At 68.0% G+C, this 18,498-nt stretch carries 19 protein-coding genes; 12 read left to right on the top strand and 7 right to left on the bottom strand.

All coding sequences use genetic code 11. The features are described from left to right. The first annotated feature begins 18 nt into the window (after positions 1–18). The 5 genes from AB0I34_RS04750 to AB0I34_RS04730 all read left to right on the top strand — a co-directional run bounded on the left by AB0I34_RS04750 (position 19) and on the right by AB0I34_RS04730 (position 6,809). A complete protein-coding gene (locus AB0I34_RS04750) occupies positions 19–1,239 on the top strand; it encodes an acetyl-CoA C-acetyltransferase (protein ID WP_360439426.1) in 1,221 nt (406 codons plus the stop codon). Then, complete coding sequence (locus AB0I34_RS04745; protein WP_360439424.1) at positions 1,236–3,368, top strand: 3-hydroxyacyl-CoA dehydrogenase NAD-binding domain-containing protein; 2,133 nt, start codon at positions 1,236–1,238, stop codon at positions 3,366–3,368. Before AB0I34_RS04750 ends, AB0I34_RS04745 begins: the two co-directional genes overlap by 4 nt. A 305-nt stretch (positions 3,369–3,673) precedes the next feature. Then, on the top strand, positions 3,674–4,960 hold the full coding sequence (locus tag AB0I34_RS04740; RefSeq protein WP_360439421.1) for a sugar ABC transporter substrate-binding protein: 1,287 nt from the start codon (positions 3,674–3,676) through the stop codon (positions 4,958–4,960). Continuing rightward, positions 4,957–5,925, top strand: a complete 969-nt coding sequence (locus AB0I34_RS04735) for a sugar ABC transporter permease (RefSeq protein WP_360439418.1) — start codon at positions 4,957–4,959, stop codon at positions 5,923–5,925. The genes AB0I34_RS04740 and AB0I34_RS04735 overlap by 4 nt, the downstream gene beginning before the upstream one ends. Beyond that, a complete protein-coding gene (locus tag AB0I34_RS04730; protein WP_360439415.1) occupies positions 5,925–6,809 on the top strand; it encodes a carbohydrate ABC transporter permease in 885 nt (294 codons plus the stop codon). Before AB0I34_RS04735 ends, AB0I34_RS04730 begins: the two co-directional genes overlap by 1 nt. Here AB0I34_RS04730 and AB0I34_RS04725 read toward each other — a convergent pair. After that, positions 6,806–7,522 (bottom strand): class I SAM-dependent methyltransferase, encoded by a 717-nt coding sequence (locus AB0I34_RS04725; RefSeq protein WP_360439412.1) that lies wholly within the window; start codon positions 7,520–7,522, stop codon positions 6,806–6,808. The two genes, AB0I34_RS04730 and AB0I34_RS04725, sit on opposite strands and share 4 nt — an antisense overlap. A gap of 42 nt (positions 7,523–7,564) precedes the next feature. Beyond that, the gene (locus AB0I34_RS04720) at positions 7,565–8,218 is read right to left on the bottom strand and encodes a class I SAM-dependent methyltransferase (RefSeq protein WP_360439409.1); all 654 of its coding nucleotides are present in this window, start codon (positions 8,216–8,218) and stop codon (positions 7,565–7,567) included. A gap of 124 nt (positions 8,219–8,342) precedes the next feature. Between AB0I34_RS04720 and AB0I34_RS04715 the strand changes: the two genes are divergently transcribed. Continuing rightward, positions 8,343–9,749, top strand: coding sequence for an MFS transporter (locus AB0I34_RS04715; RefSeq protein WP_360439406.1), 1,407 nt, complete (start codon positions 8,343–8,345; stop codon positions 9,747–9,749). A gap of 68 nt (positions 9,750–9,817) precedes the next feature. On the opposite strand, the gene AB0I34_RS04710 is transcribed toward AB0I34_RS04715, so the two are convergent. Continuing rightward, positions 9,818–10,348, bottom strand: coding sequence for a YbhB/YbcL family Raf kinase inhibitor-like protein (locus AB0I34_RS04710; RefSeq protein ID WP_360439403.1), 531 nt, complete (start codon positions 10,346–10,348; stop codon positions 9,818–9,820). A gap of 152 nt (positions 10,349–10,500) precedes the next feature. Here AB0I34_RS04710 and cobT point away from each other — a divergent pair, with 152 nt between their 5' ends. From cobT to AB0I34_RS04685, 5 genes are read left to right on the top strand one after another with little or no spacing between them, the layout of a single operon-like run. Then, positions 10,501–11,541 (top strand): nicotinate-nucleotide--dimethylbenzimidazole phosphoribosyltransferase, encoded by a 1,041-nt coding sequence (gene cobT / locus AB0I34_RS04705; RefSeq protein ID WP_360439400.1) that lies wholly within the window; start codon positions 10,501–10,503, stop codon positions 11,539–11,541. Next, complete coding sequence (gene cobA, locus AB0I34_RS04700) at positions 11,538–12,776, top strand: uroporphyrinogen-III C-methyltransferase (RefSeq protein ID WP_360439397.1); 1,239 nt, start codon at positions 11,538–11,540, stop codon at positions 12,774–12,776. The genes cobT and cobA overlap by 4 nt, the downstream gene beginning before the upstream one ends. Continuing rightward, positions 12,773–13,588 carry an RNA methyltransferase gene (locus tag AB0I34_RS04695; RefSeq protein WP_360439394.1) on the top strand — a complete coding sequence of 272 codons (816 nt, stop codon included), beginning with the start codon at positions 12,773–12,775 and terminating at the stop codon, positions 13,586–13,588. Before cobA ends, AB0I34_RS04695 begins: the two co-directional genes overlap by 4 nt. Positions 13,589–13,596: 8 nt before the next feature. After that, complete coding sequence (locus AB0I34_RS04690) at positions 13,597–14,124, top strand: GNAT family N-acetyltransferase (RefSeq protein ID WP_360439391.1); 528 nt, start codon at positions 13,597–13,599, stop codon at positions 14,122–14,124. Further along, on the top strand, positions 14,112–14,666 hold the full coding sequence (locus tag AB0I34_RS04685; protein WP_360439388.1) for an AAA family ATPase: 555 nt from the start codon (positions 14,112–14,114) through the stop codon (positions 14,664–14,666). The genes AB0I34_RS04690 and AB0I34_RS04685 overlap by 13 nt, the downstream gene beginning before the upstream one ends. A 3-nt stretch (positions 14,667–14,669) precedes the next feature. Here AB0I34_RS04685 and def read toward each other — a convergent pair whose 3' ends face one another. Both def and AB0I34_RS04675 read right to left on the bottom strand, forming a co-directional pair. Next, positions 14,670–15,275 (bottom strand): peptide deformylase, encoded by a 606-nt coding sequence (gene def / locus AB0I34_RS04680; RefSeq protein ID WP_360439385.1) that lies wholly within the window; start codon positions 15,273–15,275, stop codon positions 14,670–14,672. Between the two features lie 67 nt (positions 15,276–15,342). Beyond that, on the bottom strand, positions 15,343–16,158 hold the full coding sequence (locus AB0I34_RS04675; protein WP_360439382.1) for an LLM class F420-dependent oxidoreductase: 816 nt from the start codon (positions 16,156–16,158) through the stop codon (positions 15,343–15,345). A gap of 76 nt (positions 16,159–16,234) precedes the next feature. On the opposite strand from AB0I34_RS04675, the gene AB0I34_RS04670 reads away from it, so the two are divergent. Beyond that, positions 16,235–17,656 (top strand): ATP-binding protein, encoded by a 1,422-nt coding sequence (locus AB0I34_RS04670; RefSeq protein ID WP_360439379.1) that lies wholly within the window; start codon positions 16,235–16,237, stop codon positions 17,654–17,656. Positions 17,657–17,671: 15 nt separating this feature from the next. On the opposite strand, the gene AB0I34_RS04665 is transcribed toward AB0I34_RS04670, so the two are convergent. After that, positions 17,672–18,076 (bottom strand): SRPBCC domain-containing protein, encoded by a 405-nt coding sequence (locus AB0I34_RS04665; RefSeq protein ID WP_360439376.1) that lies wholly within the window; start codon positions 18,074–18,076, stop codon positions 17,672–17,674. A gap of 53 nt (positions 18,077–18,129) precedes the next feature. Then, entirely contained in the window at positions 18,130–18,462 is a 333-nt protein-coding gene (locus tag AB0I34_RS04660) for a helix-turn-helix domain-containing protein (protein WP_360439373.1), read from the bottom strand. Positions 18,463–18,498: the final 36 nt, after the last annotated feature.

The raw sequence follows: 18,498 nt of genomic DNA, 5'->3' as shown, positions 1-18,498 counted from the left end.
TCGACCGACGGGATCATGATGACCAGTGAAGCCTTCCTGTACGACGCGATCCGCACCCCACGCGGCAAGGGCAAACCGACGGGAGCCCTGTACGAGGTCAAGCCGATCCAGCTGATCACCGGCCTCCTGCACGAACTGCGGAACCGGCACCCCGAGCTGGACCCGGCCACGATCGACGACGTCGTACTGGGTGTCGTCACGCCGATCGGCGACCAGGGCATGGACATCGCCCGGACAGCGGTGCTGGCGGCGGGCTACCCGGAGACGACCGGTGGCGTGCAGCTCAACCGGTTCTGCGCGTCCGGCCTCGAGGCGGTCAACCAGGCAGCGCAGCGGGTCCGGTCCGGGTGGGAGGACTTCATTCTCGCCGGCGGCGTCGAGTCGATGTCCCGGGTGCCGATGGCGTCCGACGGCGGCGCGTGGGCGATGGACCCGGAGACGGCCCTGGCGACGAACTTCATCCCGCAGGGCATCAGCGCGGACCTGATCGCGACTCTCGACGGCTTGTCCCGCACCGACGTCGACGCGTACGCCGCCGAGTCACACGCCCGGGCGGCCAAGGCCTGGGCGAACGGCTACTTCGGCCGTTCGGTCATCCCGGTGCAGGACCGCAACGGGCTGCAGATCCTGGACCACGATCAACTCGTCAGGCCCGGTACGACGGTCGAGACGCTGGCCGGACTGCCTGTGTCCTTCGCGGCGATCGGGGAGCACGGCGGCTTCGACGCGGTCGCGCTGGAGAAGTACGTGACCGTCGAGCGGATCAACCACGTGCACCACGCCGGCAACTCGTCCGGCATCGTCGACGGCGCCGCCCTGGTTGCTGTTGGCAACGAGAAGGTCGGCGAGGCGCTCGGGCAGGCACCTCGCGGCCGGGTCGTCGCCACCGGCGTCAGTGGCGCCGACCCGACCATCATGCTGACCGGACCGGCACCGGCCGCGCGCAAGGCGCTGGCCAAGGCCGGCCTGGAGGTGAGCGACATCGACCTGTTCGAGATGAACGAGGCGTTCGCCGCCGCGGTCATGCATTTCATGAAGGATCTCGGCGTACCGCACGAGAAGGTGAACGTGAACGGCGGTGCGATCGCACTCGGTCACCCGCTCGGTGCCACCGGCGCCATGCTGATCGGAACCCTGCTGGACGAACTGGAGCGGCGCGAGCTCCGGTACGGACTGGCCACCCTGTGCGTCGGCGGCGGGATGGGCGTCGCGACGATCATCGAGAGGCTTGCGGCATGATCTCCTGGCAGAACGTCGACGGTGTCGTCACCCTGACGATGGACGACCCGGACGCGTCGGCGAACACCATGAACGAGGCGTACCTGACCGCGATGGGGGACACCATCTCCCGACTCCAGTCGGAGTCAGGCCTCAGAGGTGTCGTGATCACCAGCGCCAAATCCACCTTCTTCGCCGGCGGCAACCTGCAGATGTTGTCGCAGATCCAGCCCAGCGATGCGGCCGAGGTCTTCGACACCGTGGAAGAGGTGAAGCGGCAACTCCGTGCACTGGAGACACTGGGTGTCCCGGTCGTTGCCGCGATCAACGGCTCCGCGCTCGGTGGCGGTCTCGAGATCGCGCTCGCCTGTCACCACCGGATCGTTGCGGACGACAAGCGGATCGAGATCGGCGTCCCCGAGGTGACGCTCGGTCTACTGCCTGGCGGTGGCGGTGTGACCCGGACCGTCCGGATGATCGGCCTGCAGGACGCACTGATGAAAGTCCTGTTGCAGGGGCAACGGATGAAGCCCGCCCATGCCAAGTCGGTCGGCATCGTGGACGAGGTCGTCCCCGCCGCGGAGCTGCTCGACGCCGCCTACCGGTGGATCGACGGGTACGACGGCGACGCCAAGCAGCCGTGGGATCGTGACGGCTACAAGATCCCCGGCGGTACGCCGTCGTCCCCGAAGCTGGCCGCGTTCCTGCCGGCCTTCCCGGCGAACCTGCGCAAGCAACTGAAGGGCGCGCCCTATCCGGCGCCGCGGGCGATCATGAGCGCGGCCGTCGAGGGCAGCCAGGTCGACTTCGCCACCGCTTCGCGGATCGAGTCGCGGTACTTCGTGTCGCTGGCGACCGGGCAGATCGCGAAGAACATGATCCAGGCGTTCTTCTTCGACCTGCAGGCGATCAACGCCGGCGCCTCGCGGCCGGACGGCGTACCGAAGTCCTCCGCGCGCAAGGTCGGCGTGCTCGGCGCGGGCATGATGGGCGCCGGGATCGCGTACGTGTGCGCGAAGGCCGGCATCGAGGTCGTGCTCAAGGACGTGTCGCTGGAGGCGGCCGGCAAGGGCAAGGCGTACTCCGAGAAACTGCTGGCCAAGCAGGTGCAGAAGGGACGGATGACGGCGGGGGAGGTGGAGGAGTTCCTCAGCCGGATCACCCCGACCGCGGACCCGAACGACCTGGCCGGCTGCGATCTGGTGATCGAGGCGGTGTTCGAGAGCGAGGAGCTCAAGCAGAAGGTGTTCGCCGAGGTCGCCGGCGTGGTCGAGCCGGACGCGCTGCTCTGCTCGAACACCTCGACGCTGCCGATCACCTCACTGGCCGACGGCATCGACCGGCCGGACGACTTCCTCGGCATGCACTTCTTCTCGCCCGTCGACCGGATGCCACTGGTCGAGTTGATCGTCGGCCAGAAGACCTCCGACCGCTCGATCGCCAAGGCGTACGACGTGGTCCGGCAGATCAAGAAGACGCCGATCGTGGTCAACGACAGCCGGGGCTTCTTCACCTCGCGCGTGTTCGGCACGCTGGTGATGGAGGGCGCGGCGATGGTCGCAGAGGGCATCGACCCGGTGACGATCGAGCGGGCCGCGACCCAGATGGGCTTCCCGGCGCCGCCGCTGGCGATGCTGGACGAGGTCACGCTGACGTTGCCGCAAAAGATCCGGGACGCGGCCAGGGCGGCCGGCGACAGCGCCGGCGCGTTCGACGAGCATCCGGGGATGGCGGTCGCGGACCGGCTCGTGAACGAGTTCGACCGGCGCGGGAAGGCTGCGGGTGCCGGCTTCTACGACTACCCGGCGGATGGTCCCAAGACCCTGTGGCCCGGGCTGTGGGAGCACTTCCCGCAACGGAACGACGTACCGCTGATCGATCTGCAGGAGCGGATGACGTTCGCGATGGCGCTGGAGACGGTCAAGTGCCTGGACGAAGGGGTACTACGCTCCGTTGCCGACGCCAACATCGGATCGATCTTCGGCATCGGTTTTCCACCGCTGTACGGCGGCGCGCTGCAGTACATCAACGGCTACGGGCTGCCCGCGTTCGTCGAGCGTGCGCAGGCGTTGGCGTCGTCGTACGGCAACCGGTTCGAACCGCCGGAACTCCTGATGCGTAAGGCTTCGGCGGGGGACACGTTCCGCTGATCACGGTCTGATACCACCCCAGCAACAGTCCACAGATTCGAACAAAGAAGAGCGCGCCCGGTCTTGCGCCGGGCGCGCTTTTGAGCGATGGTGCTACACACTTCTCCAACGATTCACCTGGGAGCGTCGGAGCGGAATCCACCAGCGTGATGGGTACCGTGCCGGAAAGACCTGTGTCGAAGGCTGTTGGAATGTTGGATCTAGTTGTAACGTGTGCGAAATCGGAGATGCTTAACGCTGTTAAGTAACTCGGAACCGCCGGCGTCGTACCCCCTGCGGCGCTGTTCCTCGGGAAGGTGGAATTCATGCCTGCTCATGTTCCGAACGCCGGTCTGACCCGGCGGGATCTGCTCAAGCGGACCGGCGGCCTGGCCGCGCTCGCCGCGTTCACCGCGGCCTGCGGCGGTAATACCGGCCGGCCCTCGAGCGGGGGCGACGGCGGCGGTGGCGCCAAGGCGACCTTGTCGCAGTGGTACCACCAGTACGGCGAGACCGGCACCCAGCAAGCCGCGACGAAGTACGCCAAGGCCTACACCGACGCGAACGTCACGGTCGCGTGGACCCCCGGTGACTACGGCGCCAAGCTGTCGTCCGGCCTGCTGTCGAGCAAGGGCCCGGACGTCTTCGAGAGTCAACTCAACATCGGCATGGTGAAGAGCAACCAGGTGGTCGCGCTGGACGACATCATGGCCGACGTCAAGGACGACTTCCAGCCGGGCGACCTGGCCACCAACACCGTCGACGGCAAGATCTACGGGATCCGGATGATCGTCGACCCGCAGGTGATCTACTACCGCAAGTCCCTGCTGGACAAGGCCGGGATCAAGCCGCCGGAGACGATCGACGACCTGATCGCCGCGGCCAAGGAACTCACCACGGACAAGGTGAAGGGCATCTTCGTCGGCAACGACGGCGGCCTCGCACTCGGCGGACCGGCGGTGTGGTCGTCCGGAGGCAGCTACCTGACCGACGACAACAAGCCGGGCTTCACCGGCGACCGTCAGGCGCAGGCGTTCGGCAAGCTTCACGAGCTGTACGCGAGCAAGAGCGTGCTCCTGGGCTCGCCGACCGACTGGACCGACCCGGGTGCGATCAACCAGGGTCTGGCGGCGATGCAGTGGATCGGCATGTGGGCCGTGCCGGGCATGCAGAAGGCGCTCGGCGACGACCTCGGCGTGTTCGCGTTCCCCGCGCTGGACGCACAGGGCAAGCCGGCTGTGTACTCCGGCGGCTGGACGCAGTTCGTCTCGTCCAAGAGCGCGAACGTCGACGCGGCGAAGAAGTTCGTGAAGTGGCTGTGGATCGACAAGGAAGACTTCCAGGAGGACTGGTCGCTGAACTACGGCTTCCACATCCCGCCGCGCAAGAGCCTTGCGGCCAAGGCGGCGAAGCTGCAGAGCGGCGTGGCGGCCGAGACGGTCAAGCTCACTGCTGACTACGGCCACACCGACAACCCGGCCTGGACTCCCAAGATGGGTACGGCGTTCGGCGACATGCTCACCAACGTGATCAAGAAGGGAGCCGACCCCGCCGCCGAGATCGCCAAGGCCGAGAAGACCGTCAACGACGAGTTGTCCCGGTTGTTCGGGTGAGCCGCAGCGCACCGGCAGACACCAAGCCGGTCGCGTCCTCCGCCACCACTGGTGAGCGGCGGGGGACGCGACGCCGGCGGGGGATCGCCGGCACCACGATGTCGTTCTGGCTGTTCGTCGGACCGTTCGTCGTCGGGCTGCTGATCTTCTCCTACCTGCCGATCATCTGGAGCCTGGTCCTCAGCTTCTTCGAGGCCTACAACACGGTCACGCCGTCGAAGTTCGTCGGGTTGCAGAACTACGTCGACATGCTCACCGACCACAACTTCCTGTCCAGCCTGGGCACGTTCACGATCTTCGCGGTGTTCATCGTGCCGCTGACGTTCGTGCTGTCGCTGGCGCTGGCGTTGCTGGTCAACCAGGTCAAGATCGCGCGGGCGTTCTTCCGGTCCGTGTTCTTCCTGCCGACCGCATGCTCATACGTCGTCGCGTCGCTGATCTGGCGGCTGTCGATCTTCAACGGTGTCCGGTTCGGCCTGGCCAACACGGTGCTCGGCTGGTTCGGCGTCGACGGGATCGCCTGGCTGTCGACGGTCGATCCGCCGTGGTACTGGATCCCGATCGTCAGCGTCCGGCTGTGGCTGCAACTCGGGTTCTACATGATCCTGTTCATCGCGGGCCTGCAGCGGATCTCGCCGACGCTCTACGAGGCGGCGTACGTCGACGGTGCCAAACCCGGCTGGCAGGTGTTCCGCTACATCACGCTGCCGCAGTTGCGCGCCACGTCGGTCGCCGTACTGATCCTGAACCTGATCGCGGCGTACCAGGCGTTCGACGAGTTCTACAACCTGATCGGCAACGTGAACTACGCGCGGCCGCCACTGGTCTACCTGTACGGCATCTCGCTCGGGTCGATCCAGGACCTCGGGCACGGCTCCGCGGGAGCGCTCATCCTGGCCGTGATCATCATGATCGTGACGTTGCTGCAGGGCCGGATCTTCGGCTTCGGAAAGGCGGGTGACTGATGTCGGCCACCGAACGTACGACGGGAACCCCACAGCCGATCGGCTTCAGCCGCAGCCCGCTCGGCGTGGTCGGCATGGTGGGACGCTGGATCGCGCTGTTCGTCGCGGTGGTGCTGTTCCTGCTGCCGTTCTACCTGATCCTGCGCAACGCCCTGTCCACCGAGGCGGACATCACCGCGCCGGACTGGACGCTGTTCCCGAAGGATCTGCAGTGGAGCAACATCAGCGAACTGTTCAACGACACCCAGGTGCCGATGGCGCGGGCGATGTACAACTCCGCGGTGGTCGGCGTCCTCGGCACCGCCGGACAGTTGCTGCTGGCATCGATGGCGGGGTACGGCCTGGCCCGGATCCCGTACCGGCACGCGGACAAGATCTTCTACGCGATCGTGGCCACACTGATGATCCCGGCCGCGGTCACCTTCATCCCGAGCTTCATCGTGGTGTCGTCGCTCGGCTGGGTCAGCTCGCTGCGCGGCCTGATCATCCCGACGCTGTTCAGTGGGTTCGCGGCGTTCCTGTTCCGGCAGTACTTCCTGGGGTTCCCCAAGGAGCTGGAGGAGGCGGCCCGGGTGGACGGGGCCGGGTACTTCGGTGTCTTCTGGCGCATCGTGGTCCCGAACTCGCTGCCGTTCTTCGCCGCGCTGGCCGCGATCACGTTCATCGCCAACTGGAACTCGTTCCTCTGGCCGCTGGTGATCGGCCAGGACTCGTCGTCGTGGACCGTCCAGGTCGCGATGTCGACGTTCGTGACCGCGCAAACCATCAACATCCACGAGCTGTTCATGGCTGTGGCGGTCTCGATCCTGCCGCTGGTCCTGATCTTCGCCTTCCTCCAGCGCTACCTGATCCAAGGAGTGACCCAATCCGGCATCAAGGATTAAGGACTACAACTTCTTGAACCGTGAAGAAGTTGGCAATGCCCCGGCGGGGAGTCCACCAGGCTCCCCGCCGGTTCGTGGTCCGGGTCAGGGCTGCTGGGGCCGGCGGGACCAGAAGAGCGCGTGGCCGCCGGATCCTTCGGGATGAACGCCTGGTGTTCGATGGTCAGGCCGGCTTGGGTGATCCAGGAGCGGTTGGTGTCTGCGTCGGCGTGGCTCCACCACATGGCGGCTCCGCCGTCGAGCCAGTCCTCGTCGACGCCGGTCCACGCGGACTGACCGGTGGTGCACAGGAACCATCCGCCCGGGCGGAGCCAAGTCGCGATGTTGTGGAGCAGTCGTTGCTGCTCGTCCTGGGGCATGTGGATCAGGGCGTACAGAGACACGACGGCGTCGAACGATCCGGCCGGGAAGTCCAGCGATGTGGCGTCGGCGTTGATGAACTCACCGCCCGGCACGAGTTCACGAGCGCGACGGATCTGCACCTCGCTGATGTCGACCCCGGTGACGTGATGTCCCGCGGCCACGAGTTCACGCGCGACCGGCACCCCGCTCCCGCAGCCAACGTCGAGCACTCGACTGCCACCCTCGAGCCGCGCGATCAGCTCGTCGATCCAGCTCCGGTACTTCGAGTCGGCGCCGGTCGCCTCGTCGTACCGCAGCGACAGTACGTCGTACCCACGGCGAACTATCCGCTTCGGATCATCGTCCGTCATGGTCCTCGACGCTAACGGCGCCGATCGGCACCAGCAACGGGTTTACGCGGCGCTTCGCTTGACGGTCGCGAGCCAGGCCGGAGCGCCGTTCTCGTCGTGGAACACCGTCCTGACCCGCTCTGGCACGATGGACGCGATGGCCCAACCGAAGCCCGGGCCGAACGCCATCCGCAGATCCTCCTGACTCACGGGATGCGGCCCGACGTCGGGCCCTTCGTCGCCGAAGCACAGCACATACAACGTCCCGCCGTATTCCGTGGCTGTCGCGAGGCTGGCGGCGTACTCCTGCCGTTCCTCGGTGTTGAACGTGTGGAACAGCCCGGAGTCCAGCACCGTCTCGAAGCGCCGCCCCAACCGCTCGAGGTGCAACGCGTCAGCCATCGCGAACTGGGCCGGGATCCCACGCTCAGCAGCCTTGTCGCGCGCCATCGTCAACCCGGTCTCAGCGACATCGACGCCCAGCACCGGCAACCCCAGCGAGGCGATCACCAGCGTGTTCTCGCCACTCCCGCACCCCGCGTCAAGCACCGTGCCGGCAAACCCGCCTGCCGCTGCGACCCGCTCAACAGCCGGCTGTGGGCCGCCGAAATCCCAAGGAGCCGGACCATCCCAGTACGACGCATCCCACGGCCGGCCGGACATCCGCTCATGACTGGTCGGCGTCCTACCGCCGTACGGATCGTCAGCCTCCGACACCGGACTCTCCTTCCCGTCGCGACCGCCCGTTCATCGTGGCACGCGGGTGCCCACACCATCAGGCCTGGCGTCCGGTCCGCGAACCGGAGTTCGATGAGCATCGAACTTGTTCTAGGGTAGTTCTATGGCTATCGAACATCGGCGAGGTGTCACGGTGCTCGCACTGGTCGCCGCCTTCATGGTTTTCGTCGACGGCACGATCGTGCACCTGACCCTCGCGCAACTCGCCGAGCACCTGCACGCCTCGCGGCCGGAGCTGGAGTGGGCTGTGAACGCGTACACGCTGTCGTTCGCGGCGGTGATGCTCGGCGCTGGTGCGATCACGGACACGCTCGGCGCCAAGCGGGCGTTCGTTGCCGGGCTACTGATCTTCACCGCGTCCTCCGCGGTGTGCGCGGTCTCGACGTCGATGCTGATGCTCAACCTCGCCCGGCTGATCCAGGGTGCCGGCTCCGCGTTGCTCCTGCCGAGCGCGCTGGTACTCGCCACCGCGACCGCGCGGGACGAGCAGATGCGGCACCGTCTCGTTGGCTGGTGGGCCGCTGCGGGAGGCGTTGGCATGGCTGCCGGACCGCTGCTGGGCGGCGCGCTGGTCGCCGTCGCCGACTGGCGCGCTGTGTTCGCGGTGAACGTCGTCATCGGCATCCCGGCCGCGATCTGGGCTCTGCGCTTCATGCCTAGCGTCGCGAGTGCCGGTCGGCGCCTGGACCTGGCAGGCATGGGTACGGCGACCGTCCTGATCGGCGGACTGGTCTTCGCCCTCATCGAGGCGCCCGCCCAGGGTTGGCTGAGCCCTCCTGTCGTGACCGCAGCCGCCCTGACCTTGGCCGGGCTGGTTGGCTTCGTCTGGGTCGAGCGCTCCACGCGTACGCCGCTGCTGCCGCGGGGCGTCTACTCCGATCGCGGTTTCGTGGTCATCGCCGTACAGGGCGCATTGTTCAACTTCGCGTTCTACGGATTGCTGTTCGCCATGAGCCTGATGCTGCAGCAAGGCCGCGGACTCGGCCCACTGGTCAGCGGACTGCTGTTCCTGCCACTCACCGGCCTGATCTCGATCGGCAGCATCAGCGCAGCCCCACTCGCCAAACGCCTCGGCCGCCGGGGCGTACTCGCCCTAGGTCAGGCAGTCCTCGCCGTCACCCTCGCCGCCGTCGCCTGGACCAGTACGTCGAATGCATTGTGGCCGCTGGCACTCGCGCTGGTTCCTGCCGGGTTCAGTTCGGGCCTGCTAGTACCCACCATGACCTCACAGTCGCTGGCCGCCGTCGTACCAGCTGCCCACGGCGCAGCCTCCGCCGCTTTCAACACGTCCCGCCAACTAGGCGCCGCGATCGGCATAGCCACCTTCGGCCCCCTCCTAGGCACCACGACCAATCTCAACACCGGCTTCATAACCTGCGTCACCGTAGCCGCCGCGGCCACGACCCTGACCCTGCTCCTGACCGCCTTCACCGCACTCGGCCACCGAACCCGACAGCAGGACCCCAACCCCCAGACCCCCCTCTGCCACCTCGACCCCACCGCGTCCTAACCCCCACCGAGCAGTACGCCGGTGGGGAGTCGCCTTGGGGAGGCGACTCCCTGGTGGGGTGTGGTGGGTTACTCGGCGATCTTGTAGGTGGGGGTGATGATGGCTCGGGCCAGGGTGTGGAAGGCGAGGTTGAAGCCGACCACGGCGGGGGAGGCGTCGCTGTCTACGTCGAGGGCTTCTACGTCCATCGCGTGAACGACGAAGTAGTAGCGGTGGACCTGGTCACCGGGGGGCGGGGCTGCGCCGCCGAAGGACTTGGTGCCGAAGTCGCTGCGGACGTGGAAGGCGCCGTTGTCGAGGCGTTCGGGGGTGCCGGCGCCGGTGGGGAGCTCGGTCACGGTCGCGGGCAGGTTGACCAGGACCCAGTGCCAGAAGCCGGACACGACCGGCGCGTCCGGGTCGTAGCAGGTGACGACGAAACCCTTGGTCTCCGCCGGGAACCCGGACCAGCTCAGCTGCGGCGACTTGTTGCCACCGGCGAACGCGTGGTCTTCGGCCAGCTGTTCGTTGTCGGCGACGTCGGTGCTGGTGACGGTGAAGGTACCGGCCTGCGGGAGCAGTTCGTACGGGTCCGGGGCAACGGGACGATCGAGCGACATCTGTGATCCTCCGGGATCTCGCAAGGTGTGGTGATTCCGACATTACTGTCCACATCACGCTGGTCCGGACCGGGGCATAGGTCGGGGGATGCGAAGATCGGACTCGACCCGCCCAACCGGGCGGGAGGGGCGTGGTGGACTGGAGGAGCGCGGTGGAGGAGTACCTGGGTCGGATCGGGCCGGCGGATGGTGCGGCGATGCGGGCTGCCGCGGAGCGTCAGTCGCAGCTGACGAAGCCGGCCGGCTCGCTCGGAGTGCTGGAGGAGCTGTCTGTCCGCGTCGCCGGGATGACCGGTAGCTGCCCGCCCGAGGTGCCCGCGCCGGCCGTGGTGACGGTGTTCGCCGCGGATCACGGCGTACACGCACAGGGGGTGTCGCCCTGGCCGCAGGAGGTGACCGCCGCGATGCTGGCGAACTTCGCCGCCGGCGGCGCCGCGGTGAACGCCTTCGCGGCCAACAACCGGGTCGATGTCCGGGTCGTCGACGTCGGCGTTGCGACCCCGGTGGACCAGCTGGACATCATCCACGCCAAGGTGCGGCCGGGGACGCGTGATCTGTCCGCCGAGGCAGCCCTCACCGAGGACGAGGTGCGCGCCGCGATCGCCGTCGGCTTCGACCTGGCGGATCGGCTCATCCAGGATGGCTACCGGTGCCTGCTCACCGGCGACATGGGCATCGCCAACACGACCGCGAGTGCCGCCCTGATCGCGACCTTCACCGGCTCGACCGCGGACGTGGTGACCGGCCGGGGCACCGGCATCGACGACGCCACGCTGGCCCACAAGACCGCGATCGTCCAGGCCGCCCTCGCGATGCACGACGTACCGGCGACCGAGCCGCTCAGAGCGCTCCAGGCGTACGGCGGTCTGGAGCACGCAGCGCTGGCCGGATATCTCCTCGGCGCAGCGGCCAACAAGGTGCCGGTCATCCTCGACGGCGTGATCGCGGGTGCCGCGGCGCTCGTCGCCCAGGCGCTCCACCCGGCAGTGATCGACTACTGCGTCGCCGGGCACCGCTCGGCGGAGCCGGGGCACGCGGTCGCGTTGAAGACGCTCGGTCTCCAGCCGCTGGTCGACCTGGATCTCAGGCTCGGTGAGGGTACCGGCGCGGTGCTCGCGTACCCGATCCTGACCTGCGCGGTCCGGGCGCTCGCCGAGATGGCGACCTTCGAGTCCGCGGGGATCAGCTCGTGACCGATCAGTACCTGTCCGGCCTCGTGCTGGCGGGACGACGCGTGGTCGTCGTCGGTGGCGGAGGTGTCGCGCAGCGGCGGCTCCCGCGCCTGCTCGAGTCCGGCGCCCGGATCGACCTGATCTCGCCGTCGATCACCCCCACCATCGAGGGACTGCTCTCCAACCCGTCCCTGTCCTGGACCGAACGCGGCTATCAGTACGGCGACCTGGACGGATCCTGGTACGTCGTCGTGGCCACCGACGACACCGCGGTCAACGACCAGGTGTCGGAGGAGGCCGAGGAACGCCGGATCTTCTGCGTACGGTCCGACGACCGATCCCGGGCAACCGCGTGGACGCCGGCATCGGGCCAGCACGACAACGTGACCATCGGCGTACTCGGCGGCGGCGATCACCGCCGTTCGGCCGCGGTCCGCGACGCCATCCTGGAAGGTCTTCGGACAGGGGAGCTGGGTGCACGCGAGACCGGCAAGCGCCCTGGCGTGTACCTGGTCGGCGGGGGACCGGGCGACCCGGACCTGATCACGGTGCGCGGACGGCGGTTGCTGGCCGAGGCGGACGTGGTCGTCGCGGACCGGCTCGCACCGCAGCAGCTGCTGGACGAGTTGCCTCCGGATGTCGAGCTGTTCGACGCGGCCAAGCTCCCGCGCGGCCGGGCGGCCCAGCAGGAGGAGATCAACCGGATCCTGGTCGACCGCGGTCAGCAGGGAAAGGTCGTCGTACGGCTGAAGGGCGGCGACCCGTACGTCTTCGGCCGCGGCTTCGAGGAAGCGCTGGCCTGTGCCGAGGCCGGCGTCCCGTGGACGGTCGTGCCGGGGATCACCAGCTCGATCTCGGTGCCGGCCGTGTCCGGCATACCGGTGACGCATCGCGGGGTCACCCACGAATTCACAGTTGTGTCAGGCCACATCCCGCCGTCGCACCCGGACTCACTGATCAACTGGGACGCGCTGGCGCAGCTGTCCGGCACGCTCGTGCTGCTGATGGCGGTCGAGAACCTGCCCGCGATCACAGAGCGTCTGATCGCCGCCGGCCGCACCGCTGACACCCCGGCCGCGGCCATTGCCGATGGCACCCTTCCGGGTCAGCGGATGGTGACGTCCGACCTGGCCGGAATCGCCGCAACGATGGCCGAAGCCGGTGTCGGCGCCCCCGCGATCGTTGTCATCGGCAACGTCGTCGACATCGCTGCGCAGGCACGCGGCGGCGGCACCTGGTCGCCTGGGACCACATGAGCCCACAGGTCCCGCTGGACGATCCGGCTGACCCGCGGCTGGCGGACTACGTCAGGCTGCGGGAGGTGACGTTGCGCCGCCTGTTGGAGGAGGAGCACGGGCTGTTCATCGCCGAGGGCGACAAGGTGATCCGCCGGGCCGCGGACGCCGGGTACGAGCCGCGGTCGTTCCTGCTCGCGCCGCGCTGGCTGGACTCGCTGGCCGACGTCCTCGCACAGTGGCCTGACGTGCCGGTGTACGTCGTCTCGGAAGAGCTGGCCGAGCAGGTCACCGGGTTCCACGTTCACCGCGGCGCACTCGCGTCGTACCGTCGCCGGCCGCGGGTGCCACTCCAACAGCTGCTCAACCAGGACATCAGAAGGATCGCGATCTTCGACGACATCGTGGATCACACGAACGTCGGTGCGGGCTTCCGTGCGGCCGCCGCGATGGGCGTCGAGCTTGTGCTGGTGACCCCGACCTGTGCCGACCCGCTGTACCGCCGGTCGATCAAGGTGTCGATGGGAACCGTCTTCCAGGTGCCGTGGACCCGGCTGGAGTCCTGGCCCGGCGACCTCACCCAACTGCAGGAGCGCGGCTTCGTCGCAGCCGCGTTCGCACTGACCGACGACTCGATCACGCTGGACGACCTGGTCGCCCGGAACGACGAACGGCTCGCGCTGATCTTCGGCACCGAAGGACACGGCCTCAAGCCGCACGTGCTCGAAAAGGCAGATCTGGCGGTACGCATCCCGATGGCAGGCGGCGTCGACTCGCTGAACGTGGCAAGCTCAGCAGCGGTCGCCTTCTATGCCACGCGACCCATGTCTTAGGGGGAGCCATGCGTACGACGGAACGCCTGGTGCTGCGTCCGTTCCGCGAAGAGGATCTGGAGCCGTGGGCCGCGCTCAACGTGGACCCGGAGGTGCTGACCTATCTCGGCGGGCCGCTGAGCCGGGACGAGTGTGACCAGATCGCCTCCGCGGTCAACGAGCGGTACGCCTCCGACGGGTACGGGTTCCTCGCGGTCGAACGACGTTCCGACGGCGCGTTCCTCGGGGCCTGCGGTCTCACCCGGGAGCAGTGGTATCCGGACGATCTGGAGATCGGCTGGCGACTGGCCCGGGAGTACTGGGGTCACGGCTACGCGACCGAGGCCGCGGCCTCCTGGCTTGAGCACGGTTTCACGGCGCTGGAGCTACCCAGGATTATTGCCGTGACCGATTCGCCGAACCTCCGTAGCATCGCCGTCATGCGCCGGCTCGGCATGACCTTCGACCACGAGGTGGAGCTCGAGGAGGACGGCGTACCGTTTCGTGCCACTGTCTACACGATGACCGCGGAGGCTTGGCAGGCATGCCGAAAGTAGTACTCATCACGGGGATGCAGGCTGCGGGGAAGTCCACCATCGCGCCGCTGCTCGCCGCGCGGCTCGGGCCGCCGGCGGCGACGCTCGACGGAGACGTCTTCTACAAGGCGGTCGTCGCGGGCGCCGAGGTGATGACGCCGGAGCCGTCGGCCGAGGCGGTCCGCCAACTGGAGTTGCGGTACGACGCCTCGGCACTCGTGGCGCAGCACTACGCCGACGCCGGGTTCGACTTCGTCTGCAGCGACATCGTCATCGGGGAGCACGTCGAGAGGTGGTTCGCCGGGTTGCGCGGCGTGGAGACGTACCTGGTCGTGCTCTATCCATCGATGGAGTCGATCGTCGAACGGGAGATCGCGCGAGGAGGCAACAACTCCTACCGCGACTGGCAGGAACCTGGCGGCACGCTCGAGGACGCGGTCCGGGCTTTGCAGAAGGATCTGGACGCGATGCCGCGCCGGGGTCTGTGGCTCGACACCAGTGACCAGACCCCGGAGCAGTCGGTCGACGCGATCCTTGCGGATCTCCCGAAGGCCCGCTGGTAGACCTCAGGTGGCCTGGGATTCCTGGTGGTGCTCATCGTGCTCGATCATCGGGGAGACCGGCCAGTCCGACGGGTAGTCCGGCGCGAGCTCCTCGGCCTCGCCGAACAGGCGCTTGCGGTACTTGCGGGACAGCCGGTCGCCGAAGACGGTGCCCTGGGTGTGGTCGGTCTCGTGCTGCAGGCAGCGCGCCAGCAGGCCGTCGCCCTCGAAGCTGACTGGCTCGCCGTGCTGGTCGACGCCGGTGACGCGGGCGAAGTCCGGGCGGGCGCACTTGGTGAAGGCACCCGGCAGCGACAGGCAGCCCTCCTCACCCTCGTCCAGGCTGCGGTCCTTGCCCTCGGGGACCTCGACCACCGGGTTGCAGACGACGCCTTGGACGTGGTTGCCGTCCTTGTCCGGGCAGTCGAACACGAACAGCTGCAGATCCACGCCGACCTGATTCGCGGCCAGGCCGACGCCGTCGGCCGCGCGCATCGTCGCGACCATGTCGGCGACGAGCGTCTGCAGGTCGTCACCGAAGTCGGTCACGGGCTGGTTGACCCGGTGCATGACGTCCTCGCCCCACCGGGTGATGGGTCGCACCGAACCGTTCGCAGGCAACGTAGACATGCGGGAAATCCTAGCTGCCTGCTCCGGCCCAGGTGGCCGAGGATGCGACCACCTGCGCCGGCAGGGACTACTTCGCGTTCAGCTCGTCCCGCCAGGCGACCCACTCGCGCAGCAGACCCAGGTCGTAGTCCGGGCCGGAGGTCGAGACGGTGAACAGGCGAGTGCCGACGTCCAGCAGGGACTTGCCGATCTGCTCGGGCGACTTGTCGCCGACAGCGGCCGAGCGCTCGATCTCGCCCGGGTCGCGGCCGATCGTCTTGCAGTGCTCGTCCAGTACGGCGTGCTTGTGCGCGAGCGTCTCGGCGTCACCGAAGCCGTGCCAGATGTTGGCGTGCTTCGCGACCAGCTTCAGCGTCTTCTTCTCGCCGCCACCGCCGATCAGCACCGGGATGTCGCGGGTCGGCTTCGGGTTCAGCTTGGACCATCGCTGCTCGATCCGCGGCAGCGCCTCGCCGAGCGCGTCGAGCCGGCCGCCCGCGGTACCGAACTCGTAGCCGTACTCGTCGTAGTCCTTCTCGAACCAGCCCGAGCCGATGCCGAAGATGAGCCGGCCGTCGCTGATGTGGTCGACCGTGCGGGCCATGTCGGCGAGCAGGTCGGGGTTGCGGTAGGAGTTGCAGGTGACCAGGGCGCCGAACTCGATCCGCTCGGTCGCCTCGGCCCAGGCGGCCAGCATGGTCCAGCACTCGAAGTGCAGACCCTCCGGCTCACCCGACAGCGGGTAGAAGTGGTCCCAGTTGAACGCCACGTCGACGCCGATCTCCTCCGCCGCCGCGACAGTCCGCCGGATGTCGGCGTACTGCGCGTGCTGGGGCTGGACCTGGACGCCGATCCGTACCGGGAAGGCGGCGTACGGACGGTCGATGGACTCGGAATCTGTCATGGTGGAGATCTTATCCGCGTTGCGGAGGGGCCTCCGGATCGGGCCGGGGAATGGACCACGAAGGGGGTACGGCGGCATGCCGGAAGACGACGGGGTGGACGAGTTCGCGCGCCTGTTCACGCGGTTCCTGGAGCGGATGCAGCACAGCGGCCCGGTCGGCCGGGAGAGCCTGCGGGACCGGTTACGCGCCCATCTGGGCATCGATCCCGAGCAGGTGCCGGTGGTCACGGCGAGCTTCGCGCCGTACGACCTGCCGAACGTGCAGCGCGCGGTCGAGGCATGGTTCGACGAGTTCGAGGTGCTCGGGCTGGCCGGGTCGAACCGTGGGCACCACACCCTCGGTGAGTTGCTCGAGCTGGCCGAGTACGACCGGTTCGGGATCGGCGCGGTCGACTACCAGCGGCTGCAGATCGACGTCGACGAGGAGATGGACTGCGTCGCATTCGGCTTCTACCTCGGCGTCGAGGGCCCCGATCGGTACGTCGCTCTGTTGCGCGCGGCGAACCCGCAGTACGGGCGGATGTCGGTCGACCTGGAGGTGCTCTCGGTCGAGAAGGAGGCCGGCGATCGCTTCCTCGGGGCGCTGCCCGACCTGATCCGCGAGCACAACGTGTTCCGCGGCAAGGTGATCTCGTTCGAAGGACACGACTTCGGGCACGGGGTCGGTCCGTTCCGGCTGCATCCACGGCCGGGAGTCGCTCGTACGGACGTCGTCCTGCCGGACGGTGTGCTGGAGCGGGTCGAGCGTGAGGTGATCGGGATCGCGGAGCATCGGGAGACGCTCCTGACGGCCGGTCAGCACCTGCGTCGTGGGGTGTTGCTCTACGGGCCGCCCGGGACGGGGAAGACGCACACCGTGCGTTACCTGCTCTCGCGGTTGCCCGAGTTCACCGTCGTACTGCTGGCGGGGACCAGCATCAGGTACATCTCGGAAGCGTGTGCCCTGGCACGGCTGCTGCAGCCGGCGCTTGTCGTTCTCGAGGACTGCGACCTGGTGGCTGAGGCCCGCGACTATACGAAGGGGATGGAGAATCCGCTGTTGTTCCAGGTCCTCAACGAGATGGACGGGCTGGCCGAGGACGCCGACGTCGCCTTCCTGCTGACCACGAACCGCGCCGATCTGCTCGAGCCGGCGCTGATGCAGCGCCCTGGTCGCGTCGATCTGGCCGTCGAGGTGCCGCTGCCCGACGCCGACGGACGGACCCGGCTACTAAGCCTGTACGGCCCGAACCTGCAACCCAGCGGGGACGTCGTCGACGAGGTGGTCAGCCGGACCGAGGGCACCACGGCTTCCTTCATGAAGGAACTCGTCCGTCGTACAGTCCTGCTGGCTGCCGAGTCCGGCGCAGCTCCTGACTCGAGCCACCTGAGGGCCGCTGTCGACGAGCTCCTGTCGTCTCGTGACGCGCTCACCCGCCGACTCCTCGGAGCCACCAACGGCGACGTACCGGACTATTCACCCGGCGAGCCGGCCCGCCCCGGCCTGTACCCAGGCTGATCACTTGAAGGCTGATCACTCGAAGTACGTCGCCAGGCATCCGAGCATGTGTGCCACACCGGTCCGGACCTCGTTCTCGTGTTCGGGCGCCAGCCCGGTGCTCCGGTAGTCCAGCCGCGTCCGTCCCTCACCGGCCTCCGTCAGCTCGACGGTGACCTCCTCGGGATCGTCGACGTACAGGACGACCTGCCGCGGCAGGTCCACCGAGCCGAAGCGGATGGTGAACGGCACCTCACTCGAGCCGTCGGCGCTGACGAAGACAGCCGAGATCAGCCCGCCGGGCCGGGCGTCGATGGTCACCCGGTCGGCCGGGGTGGTGAAGCCGTCCGCCACGAACCACGCGGCGAACGGCTCGGGTTCGGTGAAGGCCCGGGCCACCTCGGTGGGCGGTGCGTCGACAGTCTGGGTGAGCGTGAACATGAGCGGACCTCCTGGCTGGATCGACCTGACACCAGCACTGTGCCCGAGCAGTCTTACGGTTTCCTTCCGGTCGGTATCCGGTCCGCGTACGCCGCCGCCCAGTCACCGAGTGCGCGGATCGGAACCAGGAGGTCCTCACCGGGCTTGGTGAGCGAGTACTCGACCCGCGGCGGCGCCTCGGCGTACCGATGGCGCTGGACGAGGCCGTTGTGTTCCAGGCGGCGCAGCGTCTCGGTCAGGACCTTCTGGCTGATGCCGCCGATCTGCTGCCGGAGCTCGCCGGGACGGGCGGGACCGTGGGACAGCGCGTAGAGGACGACCATCGGCCAGCGTCCGCTGAGCAGCTCGGCGGCGACGCGTGCCTGGCAGTCGGCGAAGAACGTCACGGCCCCATTCTGCCTTGCTCGTTGCGCACCGGAAGG

It is taken from the genome of Kribbella sp. NPDC050281 (assembly GCF_040655855.1).
Taxonomy (GTDB): Bacteria; Actinomycetota; Actinomycetes; order Propionibacteriales; family Kribbellaceae; genus Kribbella.
Note: the sequence above shows the minus strand (reverse complement) of the source record. Positions and strands in the feature narration are given on the sequence as shown.

What these genes read in the sequence shown, in the direction of transcription:
- AB0I34_RS04750 (WP_360439426.1), top strand. Translation starts at nt 19, where the DNA reads ATGACCAGTGAAGCCTTCCTGTACGACGCGATCCGCACCCCACGCGGC.
- AB0I34_RS04745 (WP_360439424.1), top strand. Translation starts at nt 1,236, where the DNA reads ATGATCTCCTGGCAGAACGTCGACGGTGTCGTCACCCTGACGATGGAC.
- AB0I34_RS04740 (WP_360439421.1), top strand. Translation starts at nt 3,674, where the DNA reads ATGCCTGCTCATGTTCCGAACGCCGGTCTGACCCGGCGGGATCTGCTC.
- AB0I34_RS04730 (WP_360439415.1), top strand. Translation starts at nt 5,925, where the DNA reads ATGTCGGCCACCGAACGTACGACGGGAACCCCACAGCCGATCGGCTTC.
- AB0I34_RS04725 (WP_360439412.1), bottom strand. Translation starts at nt 7,522, where the DNA reads ATGACGGACGATGATCCGAAGCGGATAGTTCGCCGTGGGTACGACGTA.
- AB0I34_RS04715 (WP_360439406.1), top strand. Translation starts at nt 8,343, where the DNA reads ATGGCTATCGAACATCGGCGAGGTGTCACGGTGCTCGCACTGGTCGCC.
- AB0I34_RS04710 (WP_360439403.1), bottom strand. Translation starts at nt 10,348, where the DNA reads ATGTCGCTCGATCGTCCCGTTGCCCCGGACCCGTACGAACTGCTCCCG.
- AB0I34_RS04695 (WP_360439394.1), top strand. Translation starts at nt 12,773, where the DNA reads ATGAGCCCACAGGTCCCGCTGGACGATCCGGCTGACCCGCGGCTGGCG.
- AB0I34_RS04690 (WP_360439391.1), top strand. Translation starts at nt 13,597, where the DNA reads ATGCGTACGACGGAACGCCTGGTGCTGCGTCCGTTCCGCGAAGAGGAT.
- AB0I34_RS04685 (WP_360439388.1), top strand. Translation starts at nt 14,112, where the DNA reads ATGCCGAAAGTAGTACTCATCACGGGGATGCAGGCTGCGGGGAAGTCC.
- def (WP_360439385.1), bottom strand. Translation starts at nt 15,275, where the DNA reads ATGTCTACGTTGCCTGCGAACGGTTCGGTGCGACCCATCACCCGGTGG.
- AB0I34_RS04675 (WP_360439382.1), bottom strand. Translation starts at nt 16,158, where the DNA reads ATGACAGATTCCGAGTCCATCGACCGTCCGTACGCCGCCTTCCCGGTA.
- AB0I34_RS04670 (WP_360439379.1), top strand. Translation starts at nt 16,235, where the DNA reads ATGCCGGAAGACGACGGGGTGGACGAGTTCGCGCGCCTGTTCACGCGG.
- AB0I34_RS04665 (WP_360439376.1), bottom strand. Translation starts at nt 18,076, where the DNA reads ATGTTCACGCTCACCCAGACTGTCGACGCACCGCCCACCGAGGTGGCC.